At 38.5% G+C, this 25620-nt stretch carries 24 protein-coding genes; 8 read left to right on the forward strand and 16 right to left on the reverse strand.

Annotated features, from left to right (window positions below; translation table 11 throughout):
* Nucleotides 1-62: 62 nt before the first annotated feature.
* Nucleotides 63-713, forward strand: a complete 651-nt coding sequence (locus V7164_RS07320) for an acetoin utilization AcuB family protein (protein ID WP_335353779.1) — start codon at nucleotides 63-65, stop codon at nucleotides 711-713.
* Nucleotides 710-1879, forward strand: a complete 1170-nt coding sequence (locus V7164_RS07325) for an acetoin utilization protein AcuC (protein ID WP_335353780.1) — start codon at nucleotides 710-712, stop codon at nucleotides 1877-1879. The genes V7164_RS07320 and V7164_RS07325 overlap by 4 nt, the downstream gene beginning before the upstream one ends.
* Before the next feature lie 107 nt (nucleotides 1880-1986).
* Here V7164_RS07325 and ccpA read toward each other — a convergent pair whose 3' ends face one another.
* Together ccpA and V7164_RS07335 are read right to left on the reverse strand one after the other, a co-directional pair.
* Nucleotides 1987-2985, reverse strand: a complete 999-nt coding sequence (gene ccpA / locus V7164_RS07330) for a catabolite control protein A (RefSeq protein WP_335345998.1) — start codon at nucleotides 2983-2985, stop codon at nucleotides 1987-1989.
* A gap of 220 nt (nucleotides 2986-3205) precedes the next feature.
* Nucleotides 3206-4279 carry a bifunctional 3-deoxy-7-phosphoheptulonate synthase/chorismate mutase gene (locus tag V7164_RS07335; RefSeq protein WP_335345999.1) on the reverse strand — a complete coding sequence of 358 codons (1074 nt, stop codon included), beginning with the start codon at nucleotides 4277-4279 and terminating at the stop codon, nucleotides 3206-3208.
* Between the two features lie 323 nt (nucleotides 4280-4602).
* Here V7164_RS07335 and V7164_RS07340 point away from each other — a divergent pair, with 323 nt between their 5' ends.
* Nucleotides 4603-6768 carry a cell division protein FtsA gene (locus V7164_RS07340; protein ID WP_335346000.1) on the forward strand — a complete coding sequence of 722 codons (2166 nt, stop codon included), beginning with the start codon at nucleotides 4603-4605 and terminating at the stop codon, nucleotides 6766-6768.
* A gap of 316 nt (nucleotides 6769-7084) precedes the next feature.
* Here the strand turns inward: V7164_RS07340 and ytxJ are convergent, their stop codons facing one another.
* The 3 genes from ytxJ to V7164_RS07355 are packed head-to-tail and all read right to left on the reverse strand — an operon-like array spanning nucleotide 7085 to nucleotide 8400.
* Nucleotides 7085-7414: a bacillithiol system redox-active protein YtxJ gene (gene ytxJ, locus V7164_RS07345; RefSeq protein WP_335346001.1), complete on the reverse strand. Its 330-nt coding sequence runs from the start codon at nucleotides 7412-7414 to the stop codon at nucleotides 7085-7087.
* Between the two features lie 16 nt (nucleotides 7415-7430).
* On the reverse strand, nucleotides 7431-7904 hold the full coding sequence (locus tag V7164_RS07350) for a YtxH domain-containing protein (RefSeq protein ID WP_335346002.1): 474 nt from the start codon (nucleotides 7902-7904) through the stop codon (nucleotides 7431-7433).
* Between the two features lie 13 nt (nucleotides 7905-7917).
* A complete protein-coding gene (locus V7164_RS07355) occupies nucleotides 7918-8400 on the reverse strand; it encodes a DUF948 domain-containing protein (RefSeq protein WP_335346003.1) in 483 nt (160 codons plus the stop codon).
* Between the two features lie 242 nt (nucleotides 8401-8642).
* Between V7164_RS07355 and V7164_RS07360 the strand changes: the two genes are divergently transcribed.
* Entirely contained in the window at nucleotides 8643-9758 is a 1116-nt protein-coding gene (locus V7164_RS07360) for an aminopeptidase (RefSeq protein WP_335347674.1), read from the forward strand.
* 43 nt (nucleotides 9759-9801) lie between these two features.
* Here the strand turns inward: V7164_RS07360 and murC are convergent, their stop codons facing one another.
* The 5 genes from murC to V7164_RS07385 form a co-directional block, all read right to left on the reverse strand.
* Entirely contained in the window at nucleotides 9802-11097 is a 1296-nt protein-coding gene (gene murC / locus V7164_RS07365; RefSeq protein WP_335353781.1) for a UDP-N-acetylmuramate--L-alanine ligase, read from the reverse strand.
* 282 nt (nucleotides 11098-11379) lie between these two features.
* A complete protein-coding gene (locus V7164_RS07370; protein WP_335353782.1) occupies nucleotides 11380-12477 on the reverse strand; it encodes a nicotinate phosphoribosyltransferase in 1098 nt (365 codons plus the stop codon).
* A 92-nt stretch (nucleotides 12478-12569) separates the two neighbouring features.
* Nucleotides 12570-15107, reverse strand: coding sequence for a DNA translocase FtsK (locus V7164_RS07375; RefSeq protein ID WP_438824706.1), 2538 nt, complete (start codon nucleotides 15105-15107; stop codon nucleotides 12570-12572).
* A 179-nt stretch (nucleotides 15108-15286) separates the two neighbouring features.
* A complete protein-coding gene (locus V7164_RS07380; protein WP_335343832.1) occupies nucleotides 15287-16090 on the reverse strand; it encodes a DUF1444 domain-containing protein in 804 nt (267 codons plus the stop codon).
* A 93-nt stretch (nucleotides 16091-16183) separates the two neighbouring features.
* Nucleotides 16184-16501: a thioredoxin family protein gene (locus V7164_RS07385; protein ID WP_335343833.1), complete on the reverse strand. Its 318-nt coding sequence runs from the start codon at nucleotides 16499-16501 to the stop codon at nucleotides 16184-16186.
* 839 nt (nucleotides 16502-17340) lie between these two features.
* Between V7164_RS07385 and V7164_RS07390 the strand changes: the two genes are divergently transcribed.
* Complete coding sequence (locus V7164_RS07390; RefSeq protein ID WP_438824072.1) at nucleotides 17341-18906, forward strand: methyl-accepting chemotaxis protein; 1566 nt, start codon at nucleotides 17341-17343, stop codon at nucleotides 18904-18906.
* Nucleotides 18907-19002: 96 nt separating this feature from the next.
* Here the strand turns inward: V7164_RS07390 and V7164_RS07395 are convergent, their stop codons facing one another.
* On the reverse strand, nucleotides 19003-19512 hold the full coding sequence (locus V7164_RS07395; protein WP_335343835.1) for a hypothetical protein: 510 nt from the start codon (nucleotides 19510-19512) through the stop codon (nucleotides 19003-19005).
* Nucleotides 19513-19713: 201 nt separating this feature from the next.
* Between V7164_RS07395 and V7164_RS07400 the strand changes: the two genes are divergently transcribed.
* Nucleotides 19714-20160, forward strand: a complete 447-nt coding sequence (locus V7164_RS07400; RefSeq protein ID WP_335343836.1) for a YtoQ family protein — start codon at nucleotides 19714-19716, stop codon at nucleotides 20158-20160.
* Between the two features lie 35 nt (nucleotides 20161-20195).
* Here V7164_RS07400 and V7164_RS07405 read toward each other — a convergent pair whose 3' ends face one another.
* Both V7164_RS07405 and V7164_RS07410 read right to left on the reverse strand, forming a co-directional pair.
* Nucleotides 20196-20705 (reverse strand): DUF84 family protein, encoded by a 510-nt coding sequence (locus V7164_RS07405; RefSeq protein ID WP_335343837.1) that lies wholly within the window; start codon nucleotides 20703-20705, stop codon nucleotides 20196-20198.
* 111 nt (nucleotides 20706-20816) lie between these two features.
* Nucleotides 20817-21890 (reverse strand): M42 family metallopeptidase, encoded by a 1074-nt coding sequence (locus tag V7164_RS07410; RefSeq protein WP_335343838.1) that lies wholly within the window; start codon nucleotides 21888-21890, stop codon nucleotides 20817-20819.
* Nucleotides 21891-22054: 164 nt separating this feature from the next.
* Here V7164_RS07410 and V7164_RS07415 point away from each other — a divergent pair, with 164 nt between their 5' ends.
* Entirely contained in the window at nucleotides 22055-22369 is a 315-nt protein-coding gene (locus V7164_RS07415) for a PepSY domain-containing protein (protein WP_335343839.1), read from the forward strand.
* A 62-nt stretch (nucleotides 22370-22431) separates the two neighbouring features.
* Here the strand turns inward: V7164_RS07415 and V7164_RS07420 are convergent, their stop codons facing one another.
* Both V7164_RS07420 and trmB read right to left on the reverse strand, forming a co-directional pair.
* On the reverse strand, nucleotides 22432-23277 hold the full coding sequence (locus tag V7164_RS07420) for a YtnP family quorum-quenching lactonase (protein ID WP_335343840.1): 846 nt from the start codon (nucleotides 23275-23277) through the stop codon (nucleotides 22432-22434).
* Nucleotides 23278-23382: 105 nt separating this feature from the next.
* Nucleotides 23383-24021: a tRNA (guanosine(46)-N7)-methyltransferase TrmB gene (gene trmB / locus V7164_RS07425; protein WP_335343841.1), complete on the reverse strand. Its 639-nt coding sequence runs from the start codon at nucleotides 24019-24021 to the stop codon at nucleotides 23383-23385.
* Between the two features lie 209 nt (nucleotides 24022-24230).
* On the opposite strand from trmB, the gene V7164_RS07430 reads away from it, so the two are divergent.
* Entirely contained in the window at nucleotides 24231-24509 is a 279-nt protein-coding gene (locus V7164_RS07430; protein WP_335343845.1) for a YtzH-like family protein, read from the forward strand.
* On the opposite strand, the gene V7164_RS07435 is transcribed toward V7164_RS07430, so the two are convergent.
* A complete protein-coding gene (locus V7164_RS07435; protein ID WP_335343846.1) occupies nucleotides 24497-25285 on the reverse strand; it encodes a phosphotransferase family protein in 789 nt (262 codons plus the stop codon). The genes V7164_RS07430 and V7164_RS07435 overlap by 13 nt on opposite strands.
* Nucleotides 25286-25620 lie beyond the last annotated feature (335 nt).

A 25620-nucleotide genomic window follows, 5' to 3' on the forward strand; every position in this document is an offset into this window, starting at 1 on the left:
ACTAGTACGTCCTGTACGTCGGGGGTAGGCGCTGGAGCTGGACAAAATAGGGGGATATAGAAATGATTGTCGAAGAAATCATGTGGACAGAAGTTGTGGCATTATCGAAAGATGATAGCATCGCAAAAGCCATTAAACTAATGAATGAGAAGAAAATTCGCCACCTGCCAATTATTGATGAAAATCAGCGCTTAATTGGATTAGTAACAGACCGAGACATACGTGATGCCACTCCTTCCATCCTTTTTGAAACAGAAAAATTTAAAGAGCTTTTACAAAATCCTTTGAAAATGATTATGAAAACAGATATTATCACTGGACATCCCCTCGATTTTGTAGAGGAAGTATCTGCGATTCTTTACGAGCACCGCATTGGCTGTCTGCCAATATTAAAGGATGATAAGCTTGTTGGTATTGTCACAGAGACTGATTTACTAAGGACATTAGTTGAATTAACAGGTGCCCATCAGCCAGGCTCACAAATAGAAGTAAAAGTACCAAATAAAGCTGGAATGCTCTACGAAATAACAACGGTCATTCGAAACCGTAAAGCAAATATTCAAAGTGTGTTAGTTTATCCCGATAAGAAAGATGAAAAATATAAAATAATCGTTTTAAGAGTCCAAATAATGAACCCACTTTCCATCATTAAAGATTTACAAGATGCTGGTCATCAAGTATTGTGGCCTAATGATCCGGAGCAATCATCATGATTCAAGATTCTGTTTTTGTATTTTCAGAGGATTTGCTGAACTATAAATTCAGTGAGAACCATCCTTTTAATCAATTAAGGATTAAACTTACACTCGATTTACTAATGCATTTAAATTCTATTGAGAAACATCAGATCATTGCGCCAAGAAGAGCATCAGATGACGAATTGGAGCTAATACATGACCCCAATTATGTGAATGCGGTCAAACTGGCAGGGAGCGGCCAGCTTTCACAAGAAATAGCTGAGAATTATGGGCTTGGCACAGAAGACACTCCCGTATTCCCTAAAATGCATGAAGCAAGCTCGCTCCTAGTTGGAGGAACTTTAACAGCTGTTGATCATGTCATGAGCGGCCGTTCCAAGCATGCACTTCACCTTGGGGGAGGCCTCCACCATGGCTTTAGGGGAAAAGCTTCAGGCTTTTGTATTTATAATGATAGCTCAGTCGCTATTAAATACATTCAGGAAAAATATAAAGCCCGAGTTCTATATGTCGATACAGATGCCCATCATGGTGACGGTGTGCAATGGTCATTTTATGATGATCCTAGCGTATGTACACTTTCTATTCATGAAACTGGCCGATACCTATTTCCAGGAACAGGAAATGTTAATGAACGGGGTCAAGGTAAGGGATATGGGTATTCTTTTAACATACCTGTTGATGCATTTACGGAGGATGATTCCTGGCTAGACATATACCGTACTTCTTTAAAAGAAATTGCAGCGTATTTTAAACCGGATGTGATCCTAACACAAAACGGTGCTGATTCGCATTATTTAGATCCACTGACACATCTTTCATCAACCCTTAATATTTATCGCGAAATTCCGAAGCTAGCTCATGAAATAGCCCATGAATACTGTGATGGCAGATGGATTGCAGTAGGTGGAGGTGGGTACGATATATGGCGGGTAGTCCCTCGTGCATGGGCTTTAATTTGGTTGGAAATGACGAACAAGCAAATTGGTACCGGAGACTTGCCATCGGAGTGGGTGAATAAGTGGAAGGATGCTTCACCCGTTCCGATTCCAATACATTGGGATGACCCCGGCGACATGTACAAGCCAATTCCAAGAAAAATGGAAATTACAGAAAAAAATAAACAGACACTTGATAAGGCCTTATATCCGATACGAAACCAAAGTAAAAAGACAAGTTAAAAAAGCATTTAATCGCAAAAGGACCCAACAGGGTCCTTTTATTTTGTAACAAGCTCATCTTTACAGTATACCGGATCGGAAATAACCATTTCCACTCGGCTATTTTATTATTTTGTTGAGCTTCGTTCTTCGATGCGGTGAGGGAGTACGATGATATGATCTGTTACTTCTTCCTTGTTCATATATTTCGTTAAGAGTCTCATCGCAACTGCGCCAATATCATAGAGCGGCTGTACGATTGTCGTTAGCTGCGGGCGAACCATTAACGACAATTTCGTGTTATCTGAGCTGATTACTTCAAAATCCTCCGGAACATTGAAACCTCGATCCTCAGCGCCATGAACAAGGCCAAGCGCCATTTCATCTGAAGAAGAAAAAATCGCGGTTGGTTTTGTTTCAGCCTCAAGTAGCTTTTCAAATGCTTCAATTCCTGAATCATATGTGTAATCACCTTCTGCCACTAATTCCTCCTTAAATGGCAGACCTTTTTCAGCCAAGGCACGTTTGTAGCCTTCAAGCTTTTTCACACTATTAATAGGATCATGGGATGGTCCTATGACAATAGCCACATCTTTATGGCCTCTATTTATAAAATTAATAATTACATCATATGTTGCCTGCTCATAATCAATATTAACGGAAGGAATTCTTTCTGTTTCTTCTATTGAACCCGCTAACACAATTGGCACAGGTGACTTCTCAAATTCCTGTACTAGCTCCTCAGTTATATTTCCACCCATAAATACAATTCCATCTACTTGCTTTCCAAGCATTGTATTAATTAAATGAAGTTCCTTATCTAAATTTTGATCTGAATTACTTAAAATAATATTATATTTATACATTGTGGCGATATCTTCAATTCCCCTAGCCAGCTCGGCAAAAAAGATATTTGAAATATCTGGAATAATTACCCCAACCGTTGTTGTTTTTTTACTAGCTAGTCCGCGAGCAACAGCGTTTGGGCGATATCCTAGCCTTTCAATGACTTCTGATACTTTTTTTCTTGTTGCGGGCTTTACGTTAGGATTTCCGTTTACTACCCGGGAAACCGTTGCCATGGAAACGTTAGCCTCTCTTGCAACATCATAAATGGTTACATTCATCTATATCACTCCTTAAATAATTGGCAAAGTTACTTATTTATTACTAGTTTACAACAAGCAATCATTACCTAGTCACCACGATGTTTGTGAGTGGCTACACAATCTATATTTATGTAACTAATCATACGACAGACTTGGGAATGCCGCAATGTCAAGCGTATAAATTTTACAATTTAAAATAAAAAAGCCTTCTGACAATTAGCAGAAGGCTTCTCAAGTATTATACTCTTGCAAAAGCAGAAGATTTCAGTTCTTTCATAAATTCATCAAACTGCTTTAAATCCATTTGCTGAGCGTTATCAGATAAAGCTACAGCTGGATCTGGGTGAACTTCAGCCATAACTCCATCAGCTCCGATGGCTAATGCTGCCTTTGCTGCTGGAAGAAGTAAATCACGTCTTCCTGTTGAATGTGTCACATCAACTAAGACAGGCAAGTGTGTTTCCTGTTTTAAAATCGGTACGGCAGAAATATCAAGAGTATTGCGAGTAGCACGCTCATACGTACGAATTCCGCGTTCGCAAAGAATGATTTGTCCATTACCCTGTGCCATAATGTACTCTGCGGCGTTAATGAATTCTTCAATCGTTGCCGCAATTCCGCGCTTTAGTAGCACTGGCTTATTGACAGCACCTGCAGCTTTTAAAAGCTCGAAATTCTGCATGTTTCGTGCACCGATTTGAATAACATCAATATAGTTAACAGCTGTTTCAATATCATTAGGGCTAACAATTTCACTGATAACAGCTAAATCGAATTCATCGGCAACTCTTTTTAAGATTTTAAGACCTTCCAGTCCAAGTCCCTGGAAATCATATGGGGATGTTCTCGGTTTATACGCTCCACCGCGAAGCAGCTTAAGCCCCTTAGACCTAACAGCATCAGCAACTGTTGCAACCTGCTCATACGATTCAACTGCACAAGGGCCAAATACTAAATGCTGATTTCCATCACCAATCTTTACTCCTTTTAAATCAACAATCGTATTTTCAGGCTTTTTCTTTCTTGAAACAAGAAGTGCTTTACGATGATCATCCTCTTGCAGTTCTAATCCCGCCTTAAAAATCTCCTTGAACACATGTTCAATTGTTGAATTTTCAAAAGGGCCGTCATTATGCTCTTTTATTAAATTGAGCATATGGCGCTCACGGACAGGATCATAGCGGTGAACACCTTGTGTTTCTTTCGCCTTTCCAATTTCCTGAACCAACTTCGCTCTTTCGTTGATTAGTGAAAGAAGCTGTAGATTTAGTTCATCTACACGATCTCTCAACTGATTAAGTTCATTACTCATTTCCTGTCCCTTCCCTTCTCAAATTTAATTTTTGAGTCCGATATGAATGAAATTGGATGACTTATTCATTCTCATCCGAATTTTAATGCTGAATAAATAATATTTTCAAAAGGATTATTTTCTATTCCGCATTTGTTTCTGCTCATTCTACTTTATCGCCTCGTAAATATGTGGTACATTTTTAATAATTAGAATTATTATATATGAAATCTTCTGACATGTCACTAATTATTTCTTTAATAATTAAACGCTTTTCTGTAATAAAGCGTTTTCTTTTATCATTCATTTTACTTTTTCTTATTAGTCAAAGAAGGTGTGTAAACTTGCTTGAACAAAAGAAGCTGTTTGCTTTAGATATAGGCACTCGTTCTGTGAATGGGATTATTTTAGATGAAACTGAGGGCAAATATCATGTTGTTGATATCCTTGTCAAAGAACATACGGAACGTGCCATGCATGATGGACAAATTCATGATGTATTAGCAGTCTCCAAAATTATTACCGAAATTAAGGAAGAACTAGAAATAAAACATGGTTCGCTAAAAAAGGTCTGTGTCGCTGCTGCTGGCCGTGCCTTAAAGACAGAACGCGCTAAAGTAAGTATTGATATTAACGGCAAGCCATTAATTCAAAAAGAAGATATCCTTCATTTAGAATTAAGTGCTGTTCAACAGGCACAAGCAATTGTAGCAGAGAAATATCAATCAAACAAAACGTACTATTATTGTGTCGGTTATTCGGTTCTTTATTATCGATTGGATGGAGAAGAAATCGGCAGTTTAATTGACCAGCAGGGGGAAGAAGCCTCTGTCGAAATTATTGCTACCTTTTTGCCTAAGGTTGTTGTTGAATCCCTTCTATCGGCTCTTCATCGTGCTGGACTTGAAATGGAAGCTTTAACACTAGAGCCAATTGCGGCCATTAATGTTCTAATTCCCCCATCTATGCGCCGGTTAAATGTGGCTTTAGTGGATATTGGGGCAGGAACCTCTGATATTGCGATTACAGATCTTGGAACAATTATTGCTTATGGAATGGTTCCGGTAGCTGGGGATGAGATTACAGAAGCGATCAGTGATCAGCTCCTTTTGGATTTTCCTTTAGCAGAAAAGGCAAAAAGAGAACTGCTTAACCATGATTCGATAATGGTTACAGACATACTTGGATTTGAATCAGAGATCCAAAAGGATGAAATCGTTCAAAGGATTTCTCCTGCATTAGAAAAGCTAGCAATGTCAATATGTGAGGAAATACTTGATCTAAACAACCAGCAGCCGCCAAAAGCAGTGATGCTTGTAGGTGGTGGGAGCCAAACACCAGAGTTGCCAAAACGGGTGGCGGAAAAATTAAATCTCCCCGAAAACAGGGTCGCAATCAGAGGAATTGATGCGATACAATCTTTGACTTTATCAGATCATATTACAAAGGGACCTGAGCTCGTTACGCCAATAGGAATTGCTATAGCTGCCCATAAATCCCCTGTTCAATACAAAACTGTTTATGTAAATGACCAGCCCGTACGATTATTCGAAGTAAAACAATTGACTGTTGGCGACTGTCTTCTTGCCGCTGGGATAAAGATGAACAAATTATATGGAAAACCAGGTTTGGCCATGATAGTGAATCTAAATGGACAAAATATCACAATTCCTGGCGGACATGGAGAAGCTCCATTAATTCTATGCAATGACAGCCCATGCTCATTAGAAAGCGTCATACAAAATGGAGATCAGCTCATTGTTGAGAAAGGCAAGAACGGTCAAACTGCAGAGGTGCTCATAAAGGATCTAATCGATGAAATTCCATCGAAACAAATCAAAATAAATGAGCAGCACTATATCGTTACTGCTTCATTAATTTGTAACGGGACTGCAGCTTCACCAGATAAGCTTGTAGAAGACCGTGATTCGATCATATGCAAAATTCCTGAAACGGTGGAAGAGATGCTCGTTTCTCTTAATTTGCATGAACTGCTTGCTGAAATTAGGCCTTTCCGAGTTAATTTGAATGAAAAAGAAACCTTTATTCCTCCCCTTTCTGGGAAAATATACCGGAACGGAAAGGAAATTAAATCCTATCATAGTTTTGAACATGGAGATCATATTGTTATTGAAAAAAAGGCGGCTATTTCTGTACGTGAATTTGCCCAGCTTAAACAAATCATGCTGTCACAAAACATCCCAGTCTCCTTTAATGACAAGAAGATTAACCTTAGAAAGCCTGTCTCCACAGTGAAGAGGCAAGGAGTTACGTTACTGGAGGACGACTTAATCCAGGATGGGGACCATTTAATAATTGAACAAGGCAGAATCGAGCCATTTATTTTTCAGGATCTGTTTGGCCATGTGGATATTGATATACCAGCAGAATCTAATGGAAACTTTGTCTTGCTAGTTAATGGGGCACAGGCCAGATTTCATAGTACAATTGAACCCGGAGACGATTTAAAAATTGTTTGGCCCATTAAAACAACTGCTTTGAATAAATAAAAACATCCAAAACCGTAACGGGTTCGAATTTAAAGTATAAATGACAATTAGTAATAAAAATGCTGAAGAAAACAGCTAATGATACTGAATACAAAAATGCGCAGAGAATATAATACTCTGCGCATTTTTTATTGGGCTTAGCACCCGTACTATTAGTGATGCGGACTTTTTAAAGGACACAGAATCCTTTATTTGATAAAAACAAGAAGATAATGACGAATTTTCATCAAATAAAGGAACGTGTGTCCGATACTGCCCAAAAATCGGCTTGTTTTCAAAAATAACGGAACCAGAGTCCGCTAAAAACGGATGTTTTTTATTTATGTTCCTTTATTGCATTCGTTAATGAATCATAGGTAATTTTCCAATGAGAAGTATGCCAGGCCAATTCGCCATTATTAATTAGCAGTGCCTGAGGCGATTCGTGTTTAATATTATATTTCTCCGCAATGTGGTTAGATAAAGGGCGATCCTCTTGAACAACCAAATAATATATTTGCTGGTTCTCATGTTCACTAGCAAAGCTCTCATACTCTTCATACGCAGCCTGACTAATAGGACATGTAGAGCTATGCTTTAAGATCATTACTTGCTCTGAAGCTTGCATAACCTGTTCAAATTCTTCATTTCCATTAAACCTTTTCATATCACTTTCCCCCAAATTAATGATTATATTTATGCTCCGTTTCATCAAAAGCTTTTTTCGTTTCTTCTAGCTTTTTCTGTATTTCATCATTATTGGCGCCTTGTTTATTGCTAACTGCTGTCTTATTTTCTTCAGCGCCGCCAGTCAAATTTTCTATTGGCTTTATGCTTTTTACCTTATTCACCAATTCAATGGATTGTTTGGATACGGATTGTGCAAGGACATTTGATTTCTCCTTGGCGGCCCCAGCAAACTGGGTACCCTTAGACATAGCTGATTCACGTAATTGCCCTGTTTTTTCTTTTAAAACAACAGCCTGTTCATTAATATTATTTCTTAATTCCTTTCCAGATTTAGGTGCAAGGAAAAGTGCTGCAGCCGCACCAACCATTCCGCCAATTAGTGCGCCTATTAAGAAATCCTTTGTATTAATATTTTCCTCTGATTTTGATTGACCTTGTTCATTTTGGCTTCTCTCTTGACTACTCATACCCTTATCCCTCCTAAAAATTTCTTTCTCTAATCCATCTTTTCTGAGGCACAGGCTTGTCAGCTGAAACCTCATCGGATTGAGCTTGTTTTCTCATTTTCCATTTGTCCTTTAACTCCATGATAATCTGACTCCATTGAACAACTTGAGAAATTCTATCTTTATTTTCTTCTAGTTGATTATCGATAGAGCGCGAAATCTTCTGGATGGACCCATTGAAGCCTCGAACAGAATCCCCTACTTCCTTAACTGCATTTACAACACTGCCTAGACTTTCTGATTTATGCTGTATATCCTCTGCAAGCGCATTCGTTTTTTCGAGTAATGCCGTTGTTTCTCTTGTTACCCCTTCTAACTGCCCCTCCAATCCTACTAACGTTTTCGAAACACTATCTAGTGTAACTTGAAGAGACTTAAGTGTTTTTGATAGGTAAATGACAAGAACGAGAAAAGCAATGGCGATGACTGCTATACTTAAATATAAAATAATCTGCACTTTGATGACCTCCATTTGTCCTAGCTATTTATCTTTTTCCCCAGTTGCTATTAACATAAACCTCCTAATCAATAATGAATTCCATTTAATAGATCAATTTCCTGTTAGTATTCCATCATATCTATACATTGGTCATTTTAACATAATTGCCCAATGATAAAATATATTATTAAACAAAAAATTCGAATTAGGATACAATATGTATTGTTAATATGAATTTGTTTATATCGGAGGGAAATAGGATGAAAGATCCTCGTATTGAAAAACTAGCAAAAAATTTAATTAACTATTCTATTCGTCTTCAAAAGGGAGAGAAAGTCCTAATTGAAAACTTTGGTTTACAAAGAGAGCTTGTAACCGCACTTGTTAAAGAAGCTTATGCTGCAGGGGGTTTTCCTTTTGTTCTATTGAAAGATCATCAGGTTGATCGCTCTCTCCTTTTAGGAGCACAGGAAGATCATTTTAATCTAATGGCTGATTTTGAAGCAAGTGTTATGAGCCAAATGGATGCATACATCGGGCTCCGATCAGGAAATAACATCAATGAACATTCAGATGTTCCTGATGATAAAATGAGAATCCATGGAGCAACGGTCGGGAAAAAGGTGCATCGTGAAATTCGCGTACCGAAAACAAAATGGGTTGTCTTGAGATATCCGACATCCTCTATGGCTCAATTAGCGAAAATGAGCACAGAAGGCTTTGAGGATTTCTATTTTAACGTTTGTAATCTCGATTATGGAAAAATGGACAAAGCCATGGATAATCTTGTTGAATTAATGAATAAAACCGATAAAGTTAAAATTACTGGCCCTGGAACAGACCTGACCTTCTCTATCAAAGATATCCCAGCCATCAAATGCTCCGGTCAGATGAACATTCCAGATGGAGAAGTTTATACAGCTCCTGTCCGTGATTCTGTAAATGGTGTGATTACATATAATACTCCATCACCGTATAATGGATTTACCTTTGAGAATGTGAAACTAACATTCAAGGATGGAAAAATCGTAGAAGCAGAGGCAAACGACACAGACAGAATTAATAAAATTTTTGACACGGATGAAGGTGCCCGCTACATTGGGGAATTTGCTATTGGTGTAAATCCGTTTATTTTACACCCAATGCAGGATATTTTATTCGATGAAAAAATTGATGGAAGCTTCCATTTCACCCCTGGCCAATGCTATGACGAAGCATACAATGGAAATCAGTCCAATATCCATTGGGATATGGTTAATATTCAGCGACCTGATTACGGCGGCGGTGACATCTACTTCGATGACCGTTTAATTCGGAAAGATGGACGCTTCGTTATCCCTGAATTAGAAGCACTGAACCCTGAGAATTTAAAATGAGTATAAAAAAAGATGCGGTTTAAGAAGCCGCATCTTTTTACATTTATAATTGATTTTCGTAAGCTTCTTGAAACTTTTGAATATCTCCAGCACCCATAAAAATAAGTACGCTATTTTCATGTGTTTTTAAAATAGCTGTATTTTCTTCTATTAATAGGTTGGCACCAGGGATTTTTTCCTTCAAATCCTCAATTGATAATTTTCCGTGGTTTTCTCTTGCGGAACCAAAGATTTCACATAAATAAACCTTGTCAGCCAAATTCAGGCTTTCGGCAAAATCCTCTAGAAATGCCTGGGTTCTCGTAAAAGTATGCGGCTGAAAAACACAAATGATTTCACGATTAGGATACTTTTGACGCGCAGCATCAACAGTCGCTTTAATTTCTGTTGGATGATGGGCATAATCATCAATGATTATTTGTGAACCAATCTTTTTTTCTGTAAATCTTCTTTTAACCCCGCTAAAGGTTTTAAGGTAGTTTTGAACAATTTCAGAATCCATTTCCTCATAATGGCATAACGCAATAACTGCCAATGAATTTAAGATATTATGGTCTCCAAACGTCGGAATAGAGAAGGTTTCATAAAATGTATTTCTAACAAATACATCAAAGGTTGTTCCTTCTGTTGATTTGACAATATTCCGTGCTTGAAAATCATTTTCTTCACCAAATCCATAAAATAAGACAGGTACCTTTGCTTGAATTCGCTGCAATTGTTCGTCATCACCACATGCGAAAATCCCCTTATTCACTTGCCATGCCATTTCCTGGAATGCAGAAAATACATCCTCAATATTAGCAAAGTAATCAGGGTGATCAAAATCAATATTCGTCATGATGGCATAATCAGGGAAGTATGATAAGAAATGCCTTCTATATTCACAAGCTTCGAAAACAAAGTACTCAGCATTCTCATCCCCGTTTCCCGTTCCATCGCCAATAAGGAATGAAGTTGGTTTTGCACCTTTCATGACGTGTGCAAGCAAGCCTGTAGTAGAAGTTTTCCCATGAGCGCCTGTAACGGCAACACTTGTAAAATCCTTCATAAAATCACCAAGAAACCGGTGGTAACGTACAACAGGCAGTCCAAGATTCATTGCTTCTTCGATTTCTTCATGCGTATCCGGGAAGGCATTTCCAGCAATAATGGTCATTCCAGGTTTTATATTTTCCTTTTGAAAGGGAAGGATCTTTATTCCAGATTGCTCGAGGGCCAGTTGTGTAAAAAAGCGTTTTTCATAGTCTGAGCCTTGTACTTCAAAATTCATATCATGCAGCACTTGCGCCAAGGCACTCATTCCGGACCCCTTAATACCTACGAAATGGTAAATAGTCATATAAAGAACCTCCAACCATCGTATATCTGTAAAACAGTATATGACATTCATCTAGTTTTGCGCATATCCTAATTTAGGACATGTTTAGTCAAAAAATTTAAAATGTGTGATTAAACCTTCGCTTTTAAATCTCTTTTTACGTTATATTTCATCATATTCAAACATTATATCACTATTTATTTTCAAAAACTATGTAATGAAATCCCAGCCAGAAAACTGTAAATGTATTTCATTGATAAGCTCCATGTGCCATCAATGGTCATGGAGCTTTTCAACTCTTTTCTATTCAACCTTTTCTAGGCCCGGGTTTGGACGGTAGCGTCTTCCGGCCTTAGCCGCATGCTTTCCATTAATTAAAACATTATCACCTGTAAAGCCAATATTAATCTTTAATAAGCTGCTTCCTACCCCATACATGTCTACTGGAACACCTTGCTCTTCAAATTCCAGAATTCGGGACTCGTTAAAGCCGCCGCTAACGACAATTTTCACATGATCGAAACCTTCATCATCTAGTGCTTTTCTGAGCGCAAAAATTAATTCTGCATTCACCCCTCGCGGATCAAAGGTTCCTAATACATGCTGATTTCTCAAGAAATACTGATCAATCATCGTGCGGGAAGTATCAATTCGGACACCCTTCAGGTCTTTACCAAAGACTCTTGCTACCTTTAAGGAGTCTGTAATGGCGTCATTGTTATAATCGACTAGAGATACTAGCTCATCTTCCGGGAATGTTTCCTGGTATGCCTTTGTTGCAGCAACGAGATCTCCATTAAACATCTGAATAAGAGCATGGGGCATCGTGCCCATTCCTTGTTTGCCCCACCATTCATTCATGGCATGGGTTGCTTGAGCAGTAGATCCTCCAATATAAGCTGCATAGCCATCCCCAGCTTGTGTTGTATAGTGATCATCACGGTCGCCCATGAAGATCACTGGCTTTTGAGTTCCTGATACACTTGCTGCCTTAACAACATTATACACGTGCGAAGCGACTGACGTTCGACGGGAGAGTATCCCATCAATCACTCCTTCTAAATATCCAAAGCTTTGATATTTCCCTGTAATCGTTAATACTGTTTCAAATGGCGCAATTTTGTCGCCATCCTTTAATGAATATATTTCGAGTTCGTCTGGATTATCAGCAAATGTTTTAAGAAGTGCTATAACTTCATCTGTTCCACACAAAACAGCATGTTCTTTTTGAAAAAATTGCATCGTTACAATAATATCTTTATGATATTTATTCACAATCTCTCTAGTCTTTAAAAAGTACACCGCAGAAAACCAGCCATCTCTAATCCGTTCATCAAATTTAAAAGTCTGGTTTGTTAAACGTTTTATTTCCCCTTTTACCTTAAGTTCTATTTCCTTCATCCGTAAGCTCCTCACATACCGTTCGTAATCCTTAGGTTGTAGATAATATTTATTATTATTATTTTTAACATGCAAGTAAAGAATACCATGGATTAATTTATTGTACTAGAGTCTAAAAGTGATTCAAGCTCTTCGGCTGTAATCAGAACCTCTCTCGGCTTACTTCCGCGTGTCTCCGAAATAAATCCCTGTTTCTCCATCATGTCGATTAGGCGTGCAGCACGATTATAGCCCACTTTGAATCTTCTTTGCAGACTGGAGGTCGATGCAGCACCTTGATCTATTACAAATTCACATGCTTCATAAAACAACTCGTCTTCTTCCTCAGTGATCTGTGCCTTTTTCAGCAGTTCTTCCTGTTCAAATAAATATTCCGGATCGCGTTCCCTTCTAACATGTGCAACGACATCATCAATTTCCTGATCAGAAACATACGTGCCTTGGAGACGAATAGGTTTAGATGACCCGTTTTCTAAGAAGAGCATATCTCCACGTCCAAGCAGCTTTTCAGCTCCGCTAATATCAATAATCGTTCGCGAGTCAATTTGCGAGGAAACAGAGAAAGCAACTCTCGTTGGAACATTTGCTTTTATTAGCCCAGTAATAACATCAACAGATGGTCTTTGTGTAGCAATAATTAAATGAATTCCACAGGCCCTTGCCTTCTGAGCAATCCGGCAGATCGCTTCCTCGACATCCGCAGGAGACATCATCATTAAATCAGCGAGCTCGTCAATAATAATCACCATGTATGGGAGCTTATCTGAATATCGCTTATGCTCTTCAGCGAGCTCATTAAAGCGGCTTATATCCCTTACACCTGTATGTGCAAATAGCTCATATCGGCGTTCCATTTCCTCCACTGCCCATTTTAATGCTGCAGTAGCCGCCTTGACATCCGTAATAACTGGGCTCACAAGATGTGGAATGCGATTATATGGAGCGAGCTCGACCATTTTCGGATCGATTAATATGAGCTTAAGCTCATCAGGTGTAGCTTTATACAAAAGACTGACTAGAATCGTATTAATGCAGACACTTTTTCCTGACCCGGTTGCCCCTGCAATTAGGCCATGCGGCATTTTACGCAAATCTGTGACAATGGGATTGCCCGCTATGTCCAGTCCGAGAACGGCTGTTAATGGAGAACTACTGTCCTGAAACACTGGACTATTAATAATTTCGCTTATAAATACAGGTCTGCTCTTCTTGTTTGGGACTTCAATTCCAATTGTATGCTTGCCCGGGATGGGTGCTTCAATCCGGATATCCCTTGCTGCAAGGCTTAACTTTATATCATCAGATAAATTTGTAATTTTGTTTACCTTTACACCTGGTTCAGGCTGCACTTCAAACCTAGTAACAGAAGGACCTTGGGTAACATTAACGACATGAGCGTGAACATTGAAGTTTTTTAAGGTTGAGTTTAACAGCTCCTCCTGTTCAATAAACCAATCTGAAGATTCCTCCTTATGGACTGGCGACAAAAGCAGGCTTTTGGCTGGGAATTGATAATAGGCAAGCTCCTCTTCTATTTCTGCAGCTGGTGCGGCCTCCTGAATGGCAGAGACGATTTCTTTCTCTGCATGAAGAACAACTTCCTCCGCCTTTGGAGCTGTATATGGCTTTAATTGATTAATGAGCTTTTGCTTATCATTCTTGAGCATAATAACATTGAATGGGATATGCTTTCTCGCTGATGGTTGGACTTCTTTTTCCTCAGGTGCTGGTGGCTCTTCCTTTTCCGCAGCTACTGGTGGCTCTTCTGTTTCATCAGGTGCTGGCTGCTCTTCCGTTTCATCAGCTGCTAGTTGCTCTACCGTTTCCTCAGCTACTGGCTGCTCTTCCGTTTCCCCAGCTGCTGGCTGCTCTTCCGTTTCATTAGCTACTGGTTGCTCTTCTGTTTCCTCAGGTGCTAGCTGTTCTTCATTTTCTTCAATTGCTGGCTCTTCAGCAAATAAAGCCACAGCTTCTTCTATTTCAGCTTCTCTATAAAAATGATCTGCAATTAGGAATTCTTTTTCCTGTAATTCCTCCATATCCGAATCCTGCTTTTTCTCTATAAACGGCTCTGCATGTTCAGGCTGTTTAGTCAGGTCTTCCATTAAAGAATCAACAAAAGAGTTTAAATCCTCTGATGCTGATTTGCGCCCATTTGCAAGTTTTTTCTTAATATCATCGTAAGTAATGTTTTTTGGCTCATATTTATTCAGTGATTGCTTCGTTCGTTTAATAGGTTCTACAGTTATTGGACGTTCAAATCCATAGATGGGCGATGGAATTTCAGTTGGGCGAAAGGGATCTTTTCTTGGAGATGCTTCCCTTTTTTCTTTTACACTATGAACCTTCTTCTCCTTGAGCGAGGGTTCGTTTCTATTGGGTCTATGTTCGGGATTGCGTGCAGCCTGTGGCCTTTCTTCCCTTTTTAATCTAGGCTCTCTTTTTCCTGGCCCATGTTTTTCATCTGGAATCAGCGGAAAACGAAATTGTCCTTTAGGATATTGATATAACACCTTAGCATTAACATCTTTAGAAGGTTCTATTTGATTGTTCATATCAGATCTATCTAGCTGATCTTGACTCATAAAATCTTGGTCATCATTATTCTTATGCTCGTCATTTTTGAACATTTGAAATAGCTTTCTAATCCAACTCAATTTATACCAACTCTTTCTTTAATTCTATCTTTTCCATTTTAACAGTATTTCGCGGAAATTGGAGAAAAAATAAGAGATTGAGTCTATTGGGGCAATTTTTTCAAGTAAAAAGGACCACATTTATGTGATCCCTTTAGTTAAAATTAAGTCTTCTATTTCTTTTTAGTTTGACCAAGGATAAATATTGGTTCCAGCTCCCCGTTTTCATAAAGGAAGGATAAGGCTGTGATAGGTACTCTGCCGCTTGCAAAAAAGCTCATAGTCATCTCTGAGAGAATGTCATAACCGGTGTCGTTCATAATATCAGCAATAATTAACACATCCTGATGCGGTACAGCCACAGCCATTGTGCCTTTCATTTGCTTTGCCTTTTCTTTAAGAAAGGCATCATTTAAAATTCTGCTGGCATCGTAGCCGTCATTTTTATTTAAGAAATAAAACGTATTTCCAGCAACTGTGTCACTTTTCAAATCGGTTGGCAGTGATCGAACGTTAAATAAGGCAATTTCCTTTATACGTTCTGGAACCCAGCCTTCCTTTTGAATGAGGCTAGAATCTATTAAGCGGTAGGTAGTACCTAGGTCCAGGGCATAATAAATTCTTGTCTCTGCAGTATGATCATCTGTTAAAAATGGGATTTCTTCCTCAGATTCAATCGGAAATGAAGTTGAACGAATAACTGGGAAGATGTTTTTTTCATAACCTGACAGCTGAATAGGGGACCCATCCATTGCTTGCAAGCCTTCCTCCACATAATATACAACCTCATCAATTGCTTTTTCCTTCTGAAGTTCCCATTTTGCAATAATCCCTGGTAAAGAGATTGTGATACCCTTTCCAGATTGCTTATTTTCGATGCGGAGCTCATCTTTTTTCCTGTCAAAAGAAAAAGTACGATTCACATTCGCTAATCGTTTCTCCAATTCCTTTTTCATTTTTAAACTATCCATTTTCATTACAGGTTCCTCCTTGTAGGAACTTTTTACAAGCAAAGGGGCCAGACCCCATTATATGTTAGGGCGACCCCTTACGAATCAGTCCATCAAATATTACTTCTCAAGTTTTTCAATAAAATTCTCAATTTCTTCTTGAGTTTTGCGGTCTTTACTGACAAATCGGCCTAATTCCTTCCCATCCTTATAACCAATAAAGCTTGGAATGCCAAAAATGTCAAGCTGGCCGCATAGATCAATAAAATCATCTCGATCTACATATATAAACGTAAATTCCTGATATTTTGCTTCAACTTCAGGTAAGATTGGTTCAATCACACGGCAATCTGGACACCAATCGGCAGAAAACATAAAGATATGCTTCCCATTATCTCTTAGCTGTTCAAATTGTTCCATAGATTCAAGCTTTTTCATTTCCTTCTCCTCCAGTGTGGATTTTCATAATACGAAATCAAATCCAGCTTTTTTCTCATATATTCAGATAATATCAAACTTAACACGACTGGACCATTAATTTGCAATTAAAACATTTTCAAGATTAAATCTAGCCCAATTCCTATTGTTTTAAACGCCATTATTTTACCTTCAAAACCGCTCGTTTCCATCCCTGCAACAGCAACGTTTCTTTCCATAGTCCAAATGGTTGATTCGAATACTATCACATATTGTCATAACAGGAAAATAGTTCTATAATTAGATAATATTTAAATTTTTTGAACAATTTATGAACGAGTGAGGTGGACAGTTTGAAAACCATTCGCGTCAAACTGGGACTAGTTTTGCTTTTAACTATCGGAGGACTTATTTTATTACTTTCTTTCAATTTTATTCTTCAAACGATTCAAGACAAAAGCAGGGAAAAAGAAACTGCCTTACTTTCAATAGTTGATGGAAGTAAGGAAATTATTTATAACTTTGCGATGACTAGAAAATATGAACAGCAGTTCTTAAGAGCACCAGATCAGCTTGTTGCTGAGCTTGTTATGCAAAGTATTTTAAGAGTGAAATCTGAGTCAAGCAGAATGAGTGAAAAACAAGAAAATGAGAAGATTAAGGATCAATTTGAAAACGTCAATCAAAATGCAGATTCTTACCTGGAGAAATTCATTATTTTATCGGAAATGTACAAGGAAATTGGCTATAGTGATGATAAGGGCCTTAAAGGGCAAATTGCCATTACGGCAAATCAAATAAGTAATCTGACTAAATTGCTAAAAAACCCTAGTATTGATGAACAGTTTTTACTGATGAGGATGTATGAGAAACAGTATTTGGCTACGAGAAATGAAGAATCGTACCAGCAATTTATCCATTCTGGCGAAGCGTTTAAGAGCGAATTAGAAGTAAGCGAAAATCTTAATAGCAGCTCTAAAGCATACCTAGTAAGATGGCTAACGGAATACAATAATGCTTTAGATGCTATCCATACCTCTTTTCAGCAAACTGAGGAATTTATCATCCTGTTTGATGAAGAAGCAAGGTTAATCGAACAAGCAGCTGGCGAGGTCCAAAGAGGCATTATTGCAAATCAGCAAAACATTCAAAATGAGCTAAAAAAACAAAATGCATTTTATACATATTTAATTTATGCCATAAGTTTATCTCTTGTTATCGCATTGGTGATTGGCGGATTTTTATTATCAAAGGGCATTACTAAATCTATTACTCTTCTAAGAGCTGGTGCTGAGAAAATTGGTGATGGGAATTTGGGCTATCGGGTTCCCGCAATAGCAAAGGACGAAATGGGTGAGCTTGCTCGTACATTCAATCATATGGCTGAAAGGGTTCAGCATTCCTTTCTTCAAATACTAGAATCCTCAACCCAACTCCAAGCATCTTCCGAAAACCTGGCCGCGATTTCAGAAGAAACAACAGCACAGGCAAATGAAGTGGATGCGGCTATTAAACAGATCGCCATTGGGGCTGAGAGCCAATCCTCTCATTTAGAAGAGAGCAGAAAAGAGATTGAAAAAGTTTCTAAAGCGATTTACCATACTGAAAATTTGAGCTATGAAATTTTAGAAGAGGCCGCATTAACTGAGGAGGAAGGGCATAACGGAATTAATACCGTCCAAAATCTCCAGAACATTTCTGATCAATTTCTACACCTTGCCAATCATGTAAATGAAAAGGTTAGTGAGGCTGCTTTGCAATCTAGTCATATTACATCGATTGTTGATACAATACAGGATCTAGCTGATAATACAAATCTATTAGCCTTAAATGCAGCAATTGAAGCAGCAAGAGCTGGTGAAGCTGGGAAGGGATTTGCAGTCGTTGCTTCTGAGGTGAGAAAATTAGCAGAACGGTCAAAACAAGAGGCACAGGAAATTCATTCACTTGTTTCTTCTATGAATGAAATTATGGAGAAGCTAATGAATGAAACAGAGCACTTTAATGAATATAAGCTTCTTCAAAGTGAATCTGTCCATAAGACAAAACTGGCTTTTGAAACAATCGTCCAACATGTAAATGGTATCCATAAAAAAATAAATACAATTGGTGCCTCTGTAAAAGATGTACAAGCTACAAACCATGTATTGAATGAACGGATTCAAGAGGTCTTTACCGTTTCTCGAGACTCTGCAGCAGCTTCTGAGGAAGTAGCAGCATCAAGTGAAACACAGCTTGAGGCCATTTCGAAGGTAACTTTAGCAGCAACTGACCTTAGTGTCATTGCTAGTGATCTTAAACTAGAGGTGAACCAGTTCAGGCTTGATTCAACTGATGAAAAGTTATTCGAGAATGCTGGAAATAGCCGCTCCAAATTAAAGAGTATTTTAAACAACCTGAAATCAAAATTACAAAAAAATAGATAAATAAATAAATAAAAAAGCTAAGCATTTCATTTGAGCGAATGCTTAGCTTTTTTTGCTGTTAGAAAGGCATGACACAGATGATTATTCAAGCTTTCTTTACCTCATCTTAACTGACTGAATAATTTCTGCCATATTAACTGCTTCAGCTGATAGATTTTTGGTTTTCGATTGTGTTGTAATTTTAACCCCGCCTACACCTATAGTCAATTCATTTAATTGATTGTCAGCATTTTTAATTAATAAATAGCCAAAATGCCCGTCTTTTGTAGAAAATGTTTCTTTAAAGTCATATTCCTTTTGCTTTAAGGCTGCCTCGTAAATGACTTTACTTTCAGGCCCTTCATGCGGATTATAAAATAGAATATATGTCTTCGAACCATTCTTTAAAATAATATTATTAGGCGTCTCTTTGTTCACTTCAAACCCAAAAGGCAAATAGAACTTTATATCTTCATTTTCATTATTTGTTGCTTTCGGATCTATTTTGAACGATTCACCAACTTCATCCTTTGCAGCAGTTTGCTCTTCTGTTAATGAGGCAGAACAAGCACTAAGCAGTAAAACAACAACAAACAAGAGCAAGGCAGCTTTTGAATGGTTTATCATACTTTCTTCCTCCTTGCATAGGAAAAACCTTCATCCTTTTCTATCATACATTTCTCATCAGTCATCTGGCAACCCTAATACCTTTAAACAAAGGAAACTAATTGGAGTTAATGGTAAAATATATCAGAGAGCGTTCATGGTGGGCGGTATTAACAATATGATCAGTTAACGCTCACTATCATAATATAAGGAGGAATTCACATGGAATTAACAGTATACTTAGCTGGGGAAATTCACTCAAACTGGCGGGAAGAGCTAAAAGAAGAAGCGAGATCACTTAAACTTCCCCTTCATTTCGTTGGTCCGATGGAAAATCACGACAGATCTGATTATATCGGGGAAGAAATACTTGGCAAACAGCCTAATGCTATTTACCGTGATGAAGCAGCTTCAAGAATAAATAATTTAAGAACACAATTATTAATGCAAAAATCTGATCTTGTAATTGCCTTATTTGGAGAGAAATACAAACAGTGGAATACAGCCATGGATGCGAGTGCTGCCGTTGCTTTAAGCAAACCCCTTATCATCATCCGCCCAGAAGAGCTCCATCATCCATTAAAGGAGCTTTCTAACAAAGCAAGTGTTACCGTTGAAACAGTCAATCAAGCGCTTAAAGTTTTAGCATATATTTTTGATGAAAAATAGGATGTGTTTGAGAGGGAGATAGGCTGCTATCTCCTTTATTTTTTCCTATATTCATACTGGCCAGCAAGAAGCTTAACAACATGTGTGAACATTTCTGAACGGCTGATTTGTCCATTTGTAAATATTCCCACAGCTCCTTCTTTTTTGCGGACATCTTCCTTTTCGGTAAATCTCTCCATAACTGGACCTAACTCTTCCCCCTCAAGCAATCTGTCCGCAACCTCTTTTGGAATAGATATTCTAGCCCCGCCTGCAATGATCGGCGGTTTTCCTTCTTCTGCCAATGCTCCCCAATTACATAGAAATAACCCGTACTCCGTCCCGTGTACACCACCTTCAAGACCAATGCCTATATTCCCGCCACCTGCTTCTAATGCACTGTATGCTCTATTGATTGCCCCTTTAATCGTCTCTTCATCTGAAAAAGGCTGGTCACTCACACCAGACGGAACATTAACTGAAATAAATTCTGTTTGATCGTTTTGAAAAACGGATTTGACAGCTGATACCTTTGCTGGATTTTTCGAACCTATGATAATTTTCATAATGCCTGCTCCTCTATTGGTATAGAAAAAAAGGCAACAACTAGGTTGCCCCTTTTCGCTTATCTTTCTGCACATGAAATGCTTCGTCAGCTATATCACTGCTTTTCACACTTAGCTATTTTGACGGATAAACTCTAAAGTTGTGCGGTCGCAAGATTTAACAAGCTTCACGAGTAATTCCTTAGCAGCAGCATAATCATCCACATGAACTATGGAAGCATGAGTATGAATATAGCGTGAGCAAATACCAATTACTGCACTTGGAACCCCTTCATTGGAAAGGTGAACACTTCCAGCATCGGTCCCGCCTTGGGAAATAAAGTATTGGTATGGAATATTATTTGTCTCGGCTGTATCTAGGATAAACTCCCTCATTCCACGATGAGTCACCATTGAACGATCGTAGATGCGCAGAAGAGTTCCTTTTCCTAACTGGCCGAACTCATTTTTATTTCCAGACATATCATTGGCCGGACTTGCATCCAATGCGAAGAAAATATCTGGTTTAATCATATTTGCTGCTGTTCTCGCACCACGAAGGCCTACTTCTTCTTGAACTGTTGCACCTGAATATAAGATATTAGGCAACTTTTCATCCTTAACTGCTTCAAGAAGTTCTACTGCCAAGCCACAGCCATAGCGATTATCCCATGCTTTTGCAAGGATTTTCTTTTCATTCGCCATTGGAGTAAATGGACAGATTGGAACAATTTGCTGACCAGGCTTAATTCCAATTTTCTCTGCATCTTCTCGGTCATCCGCACCAATATCAATTAACATGTTTGTAATTTCCATCGGCTTACTGCGCTTAGCTTCATCTAAAAGATGTGGAGGAATGGAACCAATGACTCCAATCACAGGGCCATTATCAGTAATAACCTGAACTCTCTGAGCCAATAGAACTTGACTCCACCAGCCACCTAATGTTTGAAAACGCAGCATGCCGTTATCCGTAATGGAGGTCACCATAAAGCCTACCTCGTCCATATGGCCTGCAACCATTACAGTTGGGCCATTTTCGTCTCCTTTTTTCACTCCAAAGATACTTCCAAGCTTATCCTGGACAATTTCATCTGCATATTGGCCAAGCTGTTCCCTCATAAATTGACGAACTAAATGTTCATTTCCAGGCGCTCCTGGAAGCTCAGTTAATGTTTTAAAAAGTTGTAGTGTTTTTTCGTTCATGAGATTGCTCCTTTATTTTTCTTCCATATATTTTATGTATGCTTCTATTATTTTACAGAACTTTTTGATTGCTTACCACTAATTCAGTTTTTATCCAAGCTATTTCTTTGATAAGATAGTACAGAGATATAATTTGTTACGTTATTTTACAATGGGGGATGCTTATGAACTGGAAATCATTTTTATTAGGTGTTGGGGTTGGCTTAGCAGGCGGGTATGCCGCAAGGGAGCTGCTTGTACAAAAGACAGCCGTTTCACCTGAAAGAGCACTGTCAAATGCAAAGAATGCATTTAAGAATGAGGGGCCTATTAGCGGATCTTGGATTCATATGCAAACGGAGCCGTATCAAAAGGATCAGCTTAAGTATGATGTATATCGAGGTGGGATATCCAGATATACAGGTGAAGAGACAGAACAATATGAGTTTATTGCTGATGCCAAAACAGGAACGATTCTGGACGCCTATAGGCTCGCTTAAATCTGGAACGGTATTCAAAAAAGCTGCACCTCCCATTGTAAATAAGTAGAGGTGCAGTTTTCTTATTTTTCACGAATTCTATCTAGTTTCTTTACTAAATGGCCGTCTTTGTCCCATTTGACCGCTCGATAAAAAGCATCATGGTAGAAAGTAAACCAGGCGTTGTTTTCCAAACCATATTGGATCCATTTTTCCTTTGCCCAAATCGAGTCCATTGGATAGTCATCATAGGCAAGCACCCATAAGACATTTTGGTGAGCATGGGTTGGCATAATATCGCCCATATGAATGAGTATATCATCTCCATCATCAATGATAATAATGGAGTGCCCATCGCTATGTCCGCCTGTATGCACCATTTTTATAGAGCCTAATGACCATTCATGATCAAAAGTAGTGACCTGATCTTTAAGAGTCTCCCAATTCTCCTTCCAATATGTATTACGAGAGCGAATATTTGGGTCTCTCATTTCATCCCATTCTGTTTGCGAAACAATGATTTTGGCATTTGGAAAAACCGAACTGTACGTATCGCCGATCGGATTAGTTAAACCACATGCATGATCAAAATGCAGATGGGTCATTAGGATATAATCTATTTCTGAAGGTTTAATATTTAGTTCTGCTAAATCCTTTACTACTTGTGATTCCTCAATTACACCAAAATTACGTCTTTGTTTTTCAGTTAATTTCCCATTTCCTAATCCAGAATCCACTAAAATATTTTTTCCTTCTGCCTGGATCAAAATAGGATCTGTGCGGAGTTCAATTTGATTTTTTTCATTACAAGGATATTTCTTAGACCACAGCGGCTTCGGAACGACTCCAAACATCGCTCCTCCATCTAGGAAATTTACTCCGCCATGCAGCCATGTCAGCTTTGTATTTTGCAATTGCATTGTCTCCATGTATTCCCCTCCTGTATTGCATATATTTTATCATTTGTGTTTTACTAGTAGAAATATTTCGAATCTTGATCTCAAAGAAAAAAGCTTACCAAGTGATAAGCTTTTTTATCGATATTGGACTTCACATCGATAGATGCGATTTCCTTTTTTTGAAAATTTCTCTTCATATTCTGTCATAATATTGCCTTCAAACCCACTATTATGAAGATCTAAGCTTACGTCCTTAAGAAGCAGGCCATATTCAGAAAAACTCATTAATGAGAACTCGAACAATCCTTGATTATCAGTTTTGAAATGAATTTCGCCATTTTTCACAAGAATTTCCTCGTAATTCTTTAAGAATGTTTTATAGGTCAATCTTCTTTTCGCATGGCGGGTTTTTGGCCAAGGATCTGAGAAATTCAAATACACTCTATCCACTTCTCCCGCCTCAAAAAACTCCCGAAGGTCGGCTGCATTAACATTCATCAGCTTTACATTGGTCAACTCATCTTCGATGATTTTATCAAGCGCCGTCACAATGATACTATCCTGCAATTCAATCCCAATATAATTAATATTCGGGTTAGCCTTAGCCATTCCTGTAATAAAGCGACCTTTTCCTGTACCGATTTCTATATGAAGAGGCTGTTTCTTTTCGAATACATCCTGCCAGTTTCCTTTATTTTGTTCAGGGGCAGACATGACATATTGGGGATACTGCCCAAGTCTTTCCTTTGCCCACGGTTTATTTCTTTGTCTCATACAGACCTCCTGCTAAATAATATCGTTCAAACCATAACATGCCCATATGAACCTTTGCAACACTAAAATGTGGAAGCGCATTGATCAGGGGGCTGAAGCTGGAAAACTAGAATATTAGGCCATGTATAAATAAAAAAGGGAATTCACAACCTAAAATGAATTCCTCTTGTTTATTATCCACTGCTTAATCTTTACAGGGAGTGATCATGATGCCGATCAGCCATCAAGATAAATTAAATTTATTGAAAGATATATTAAACAATCATCAAATGGACTGCTGTGGATCCGTTTCTGAATGTGAACAATTAAAAAGGCTCGTAAAATCACTTATGATGCAGCCAGGTCTTGATCAATATTCACAATCCGTATTGGAAGAAATTTATTATTACAGTCAGCATGGAAGCCAAGCCGCTCAATTAGACAATCATATTGAAGCCCATCAATCAGAACTTTCACAATGGGTGGACGAAATCAATCAATTCTCATAGCCACCAATAATACCTGTTAGAAATTGGAGCCATTTCTCCATTTCTTGGAACCGAAGTTTATTTTTATGCCATTGGATGGATGTGAGAGTTTGCGCAATGACATACCATTTCATTCTTAAAAGTAAATCATCCGTTAGAGTTAGTCCATATCGGCTGACCCAGTCTGCCCATTCTCTCTTAGGGATGTACCAATAGAGCAGCATGCCTAGATCGATCGCTGGATCTGCAATCATAGCCCCGTCCCAATCAATTAAATACAGCTGGTTGTTTTCTGTAAGCAGCCAGTTGTTGTGATTGACATCGCAATGACATACCGTATTCTCATCACATTGTATATTCAGTAATTCTTTCCTAAGAAACTCAAGGGAAACAATAACTGTTTGATTCTGTCTAAGCTCCCCATCTATTTGCTCTTCAATCATGCGCAATAGCATATTTGGATAAATTGGGGATTTTCCTAATCTTTTTAACATGCCAAGCAGAGGTTTTGAACTATGGATTTTTTTGAGCAGCTTTGCCACTCGTTCATTATTCATTTCTGCTTGTTTGAGCTCTCTCCCATTTAACCATTGCTGGGCCGTAATAACATCACCGGTTTCAAGCCTTTTCGTCCAAACAAGCTTAGGAACAATTCCCTCGGCTGATAATACTGCGAGAAAGGGAGACGAATTCCTTTTCAGGAACAATCTTTGCTCTTCATGCTTGGCAAAAAAAGCCTTCCCCGTTGCACCCCCAGCAGGGACGATCTCCCATTCTTGTCCAAATAATTCTTCCAACATTGTTCACCTGCAATTTAGTAAGCCATTTATGCAAATAGCTGTTATAGAAAAGCGTAAGCGGCTTTTAAACCACTGAAGCTAGACAAAAAAGCGTACAAGCCTCATCATGATGTACATACATAAAGGCTACCAACTGCTTATTAGAAAAGCGGAAGCGCCTTCGGAACAATTAAAGGACAATTGTTCCTGCGATGAATATTCGCAGAAGCCTTCCTTTGTGGTCACCCCCGATAAGCATAAGACGAGCCTCACGGAAAGGTGAGCTCTACCTTTCAGGATTGGCTTATGACCTCAAGGTCGTCAAAAACGCGATGTCCTCCCAAAAGCTTCAC

The sequence above is a fragment of the Bacillus sp. JJ1474 genome, from assembly GCF_036965225.1.
Classification (GTDB): domain Bacteria; phylum Bacillota; class Bacilli; order Bacillales; family Cytobacillaceae; genus Cytobacillus.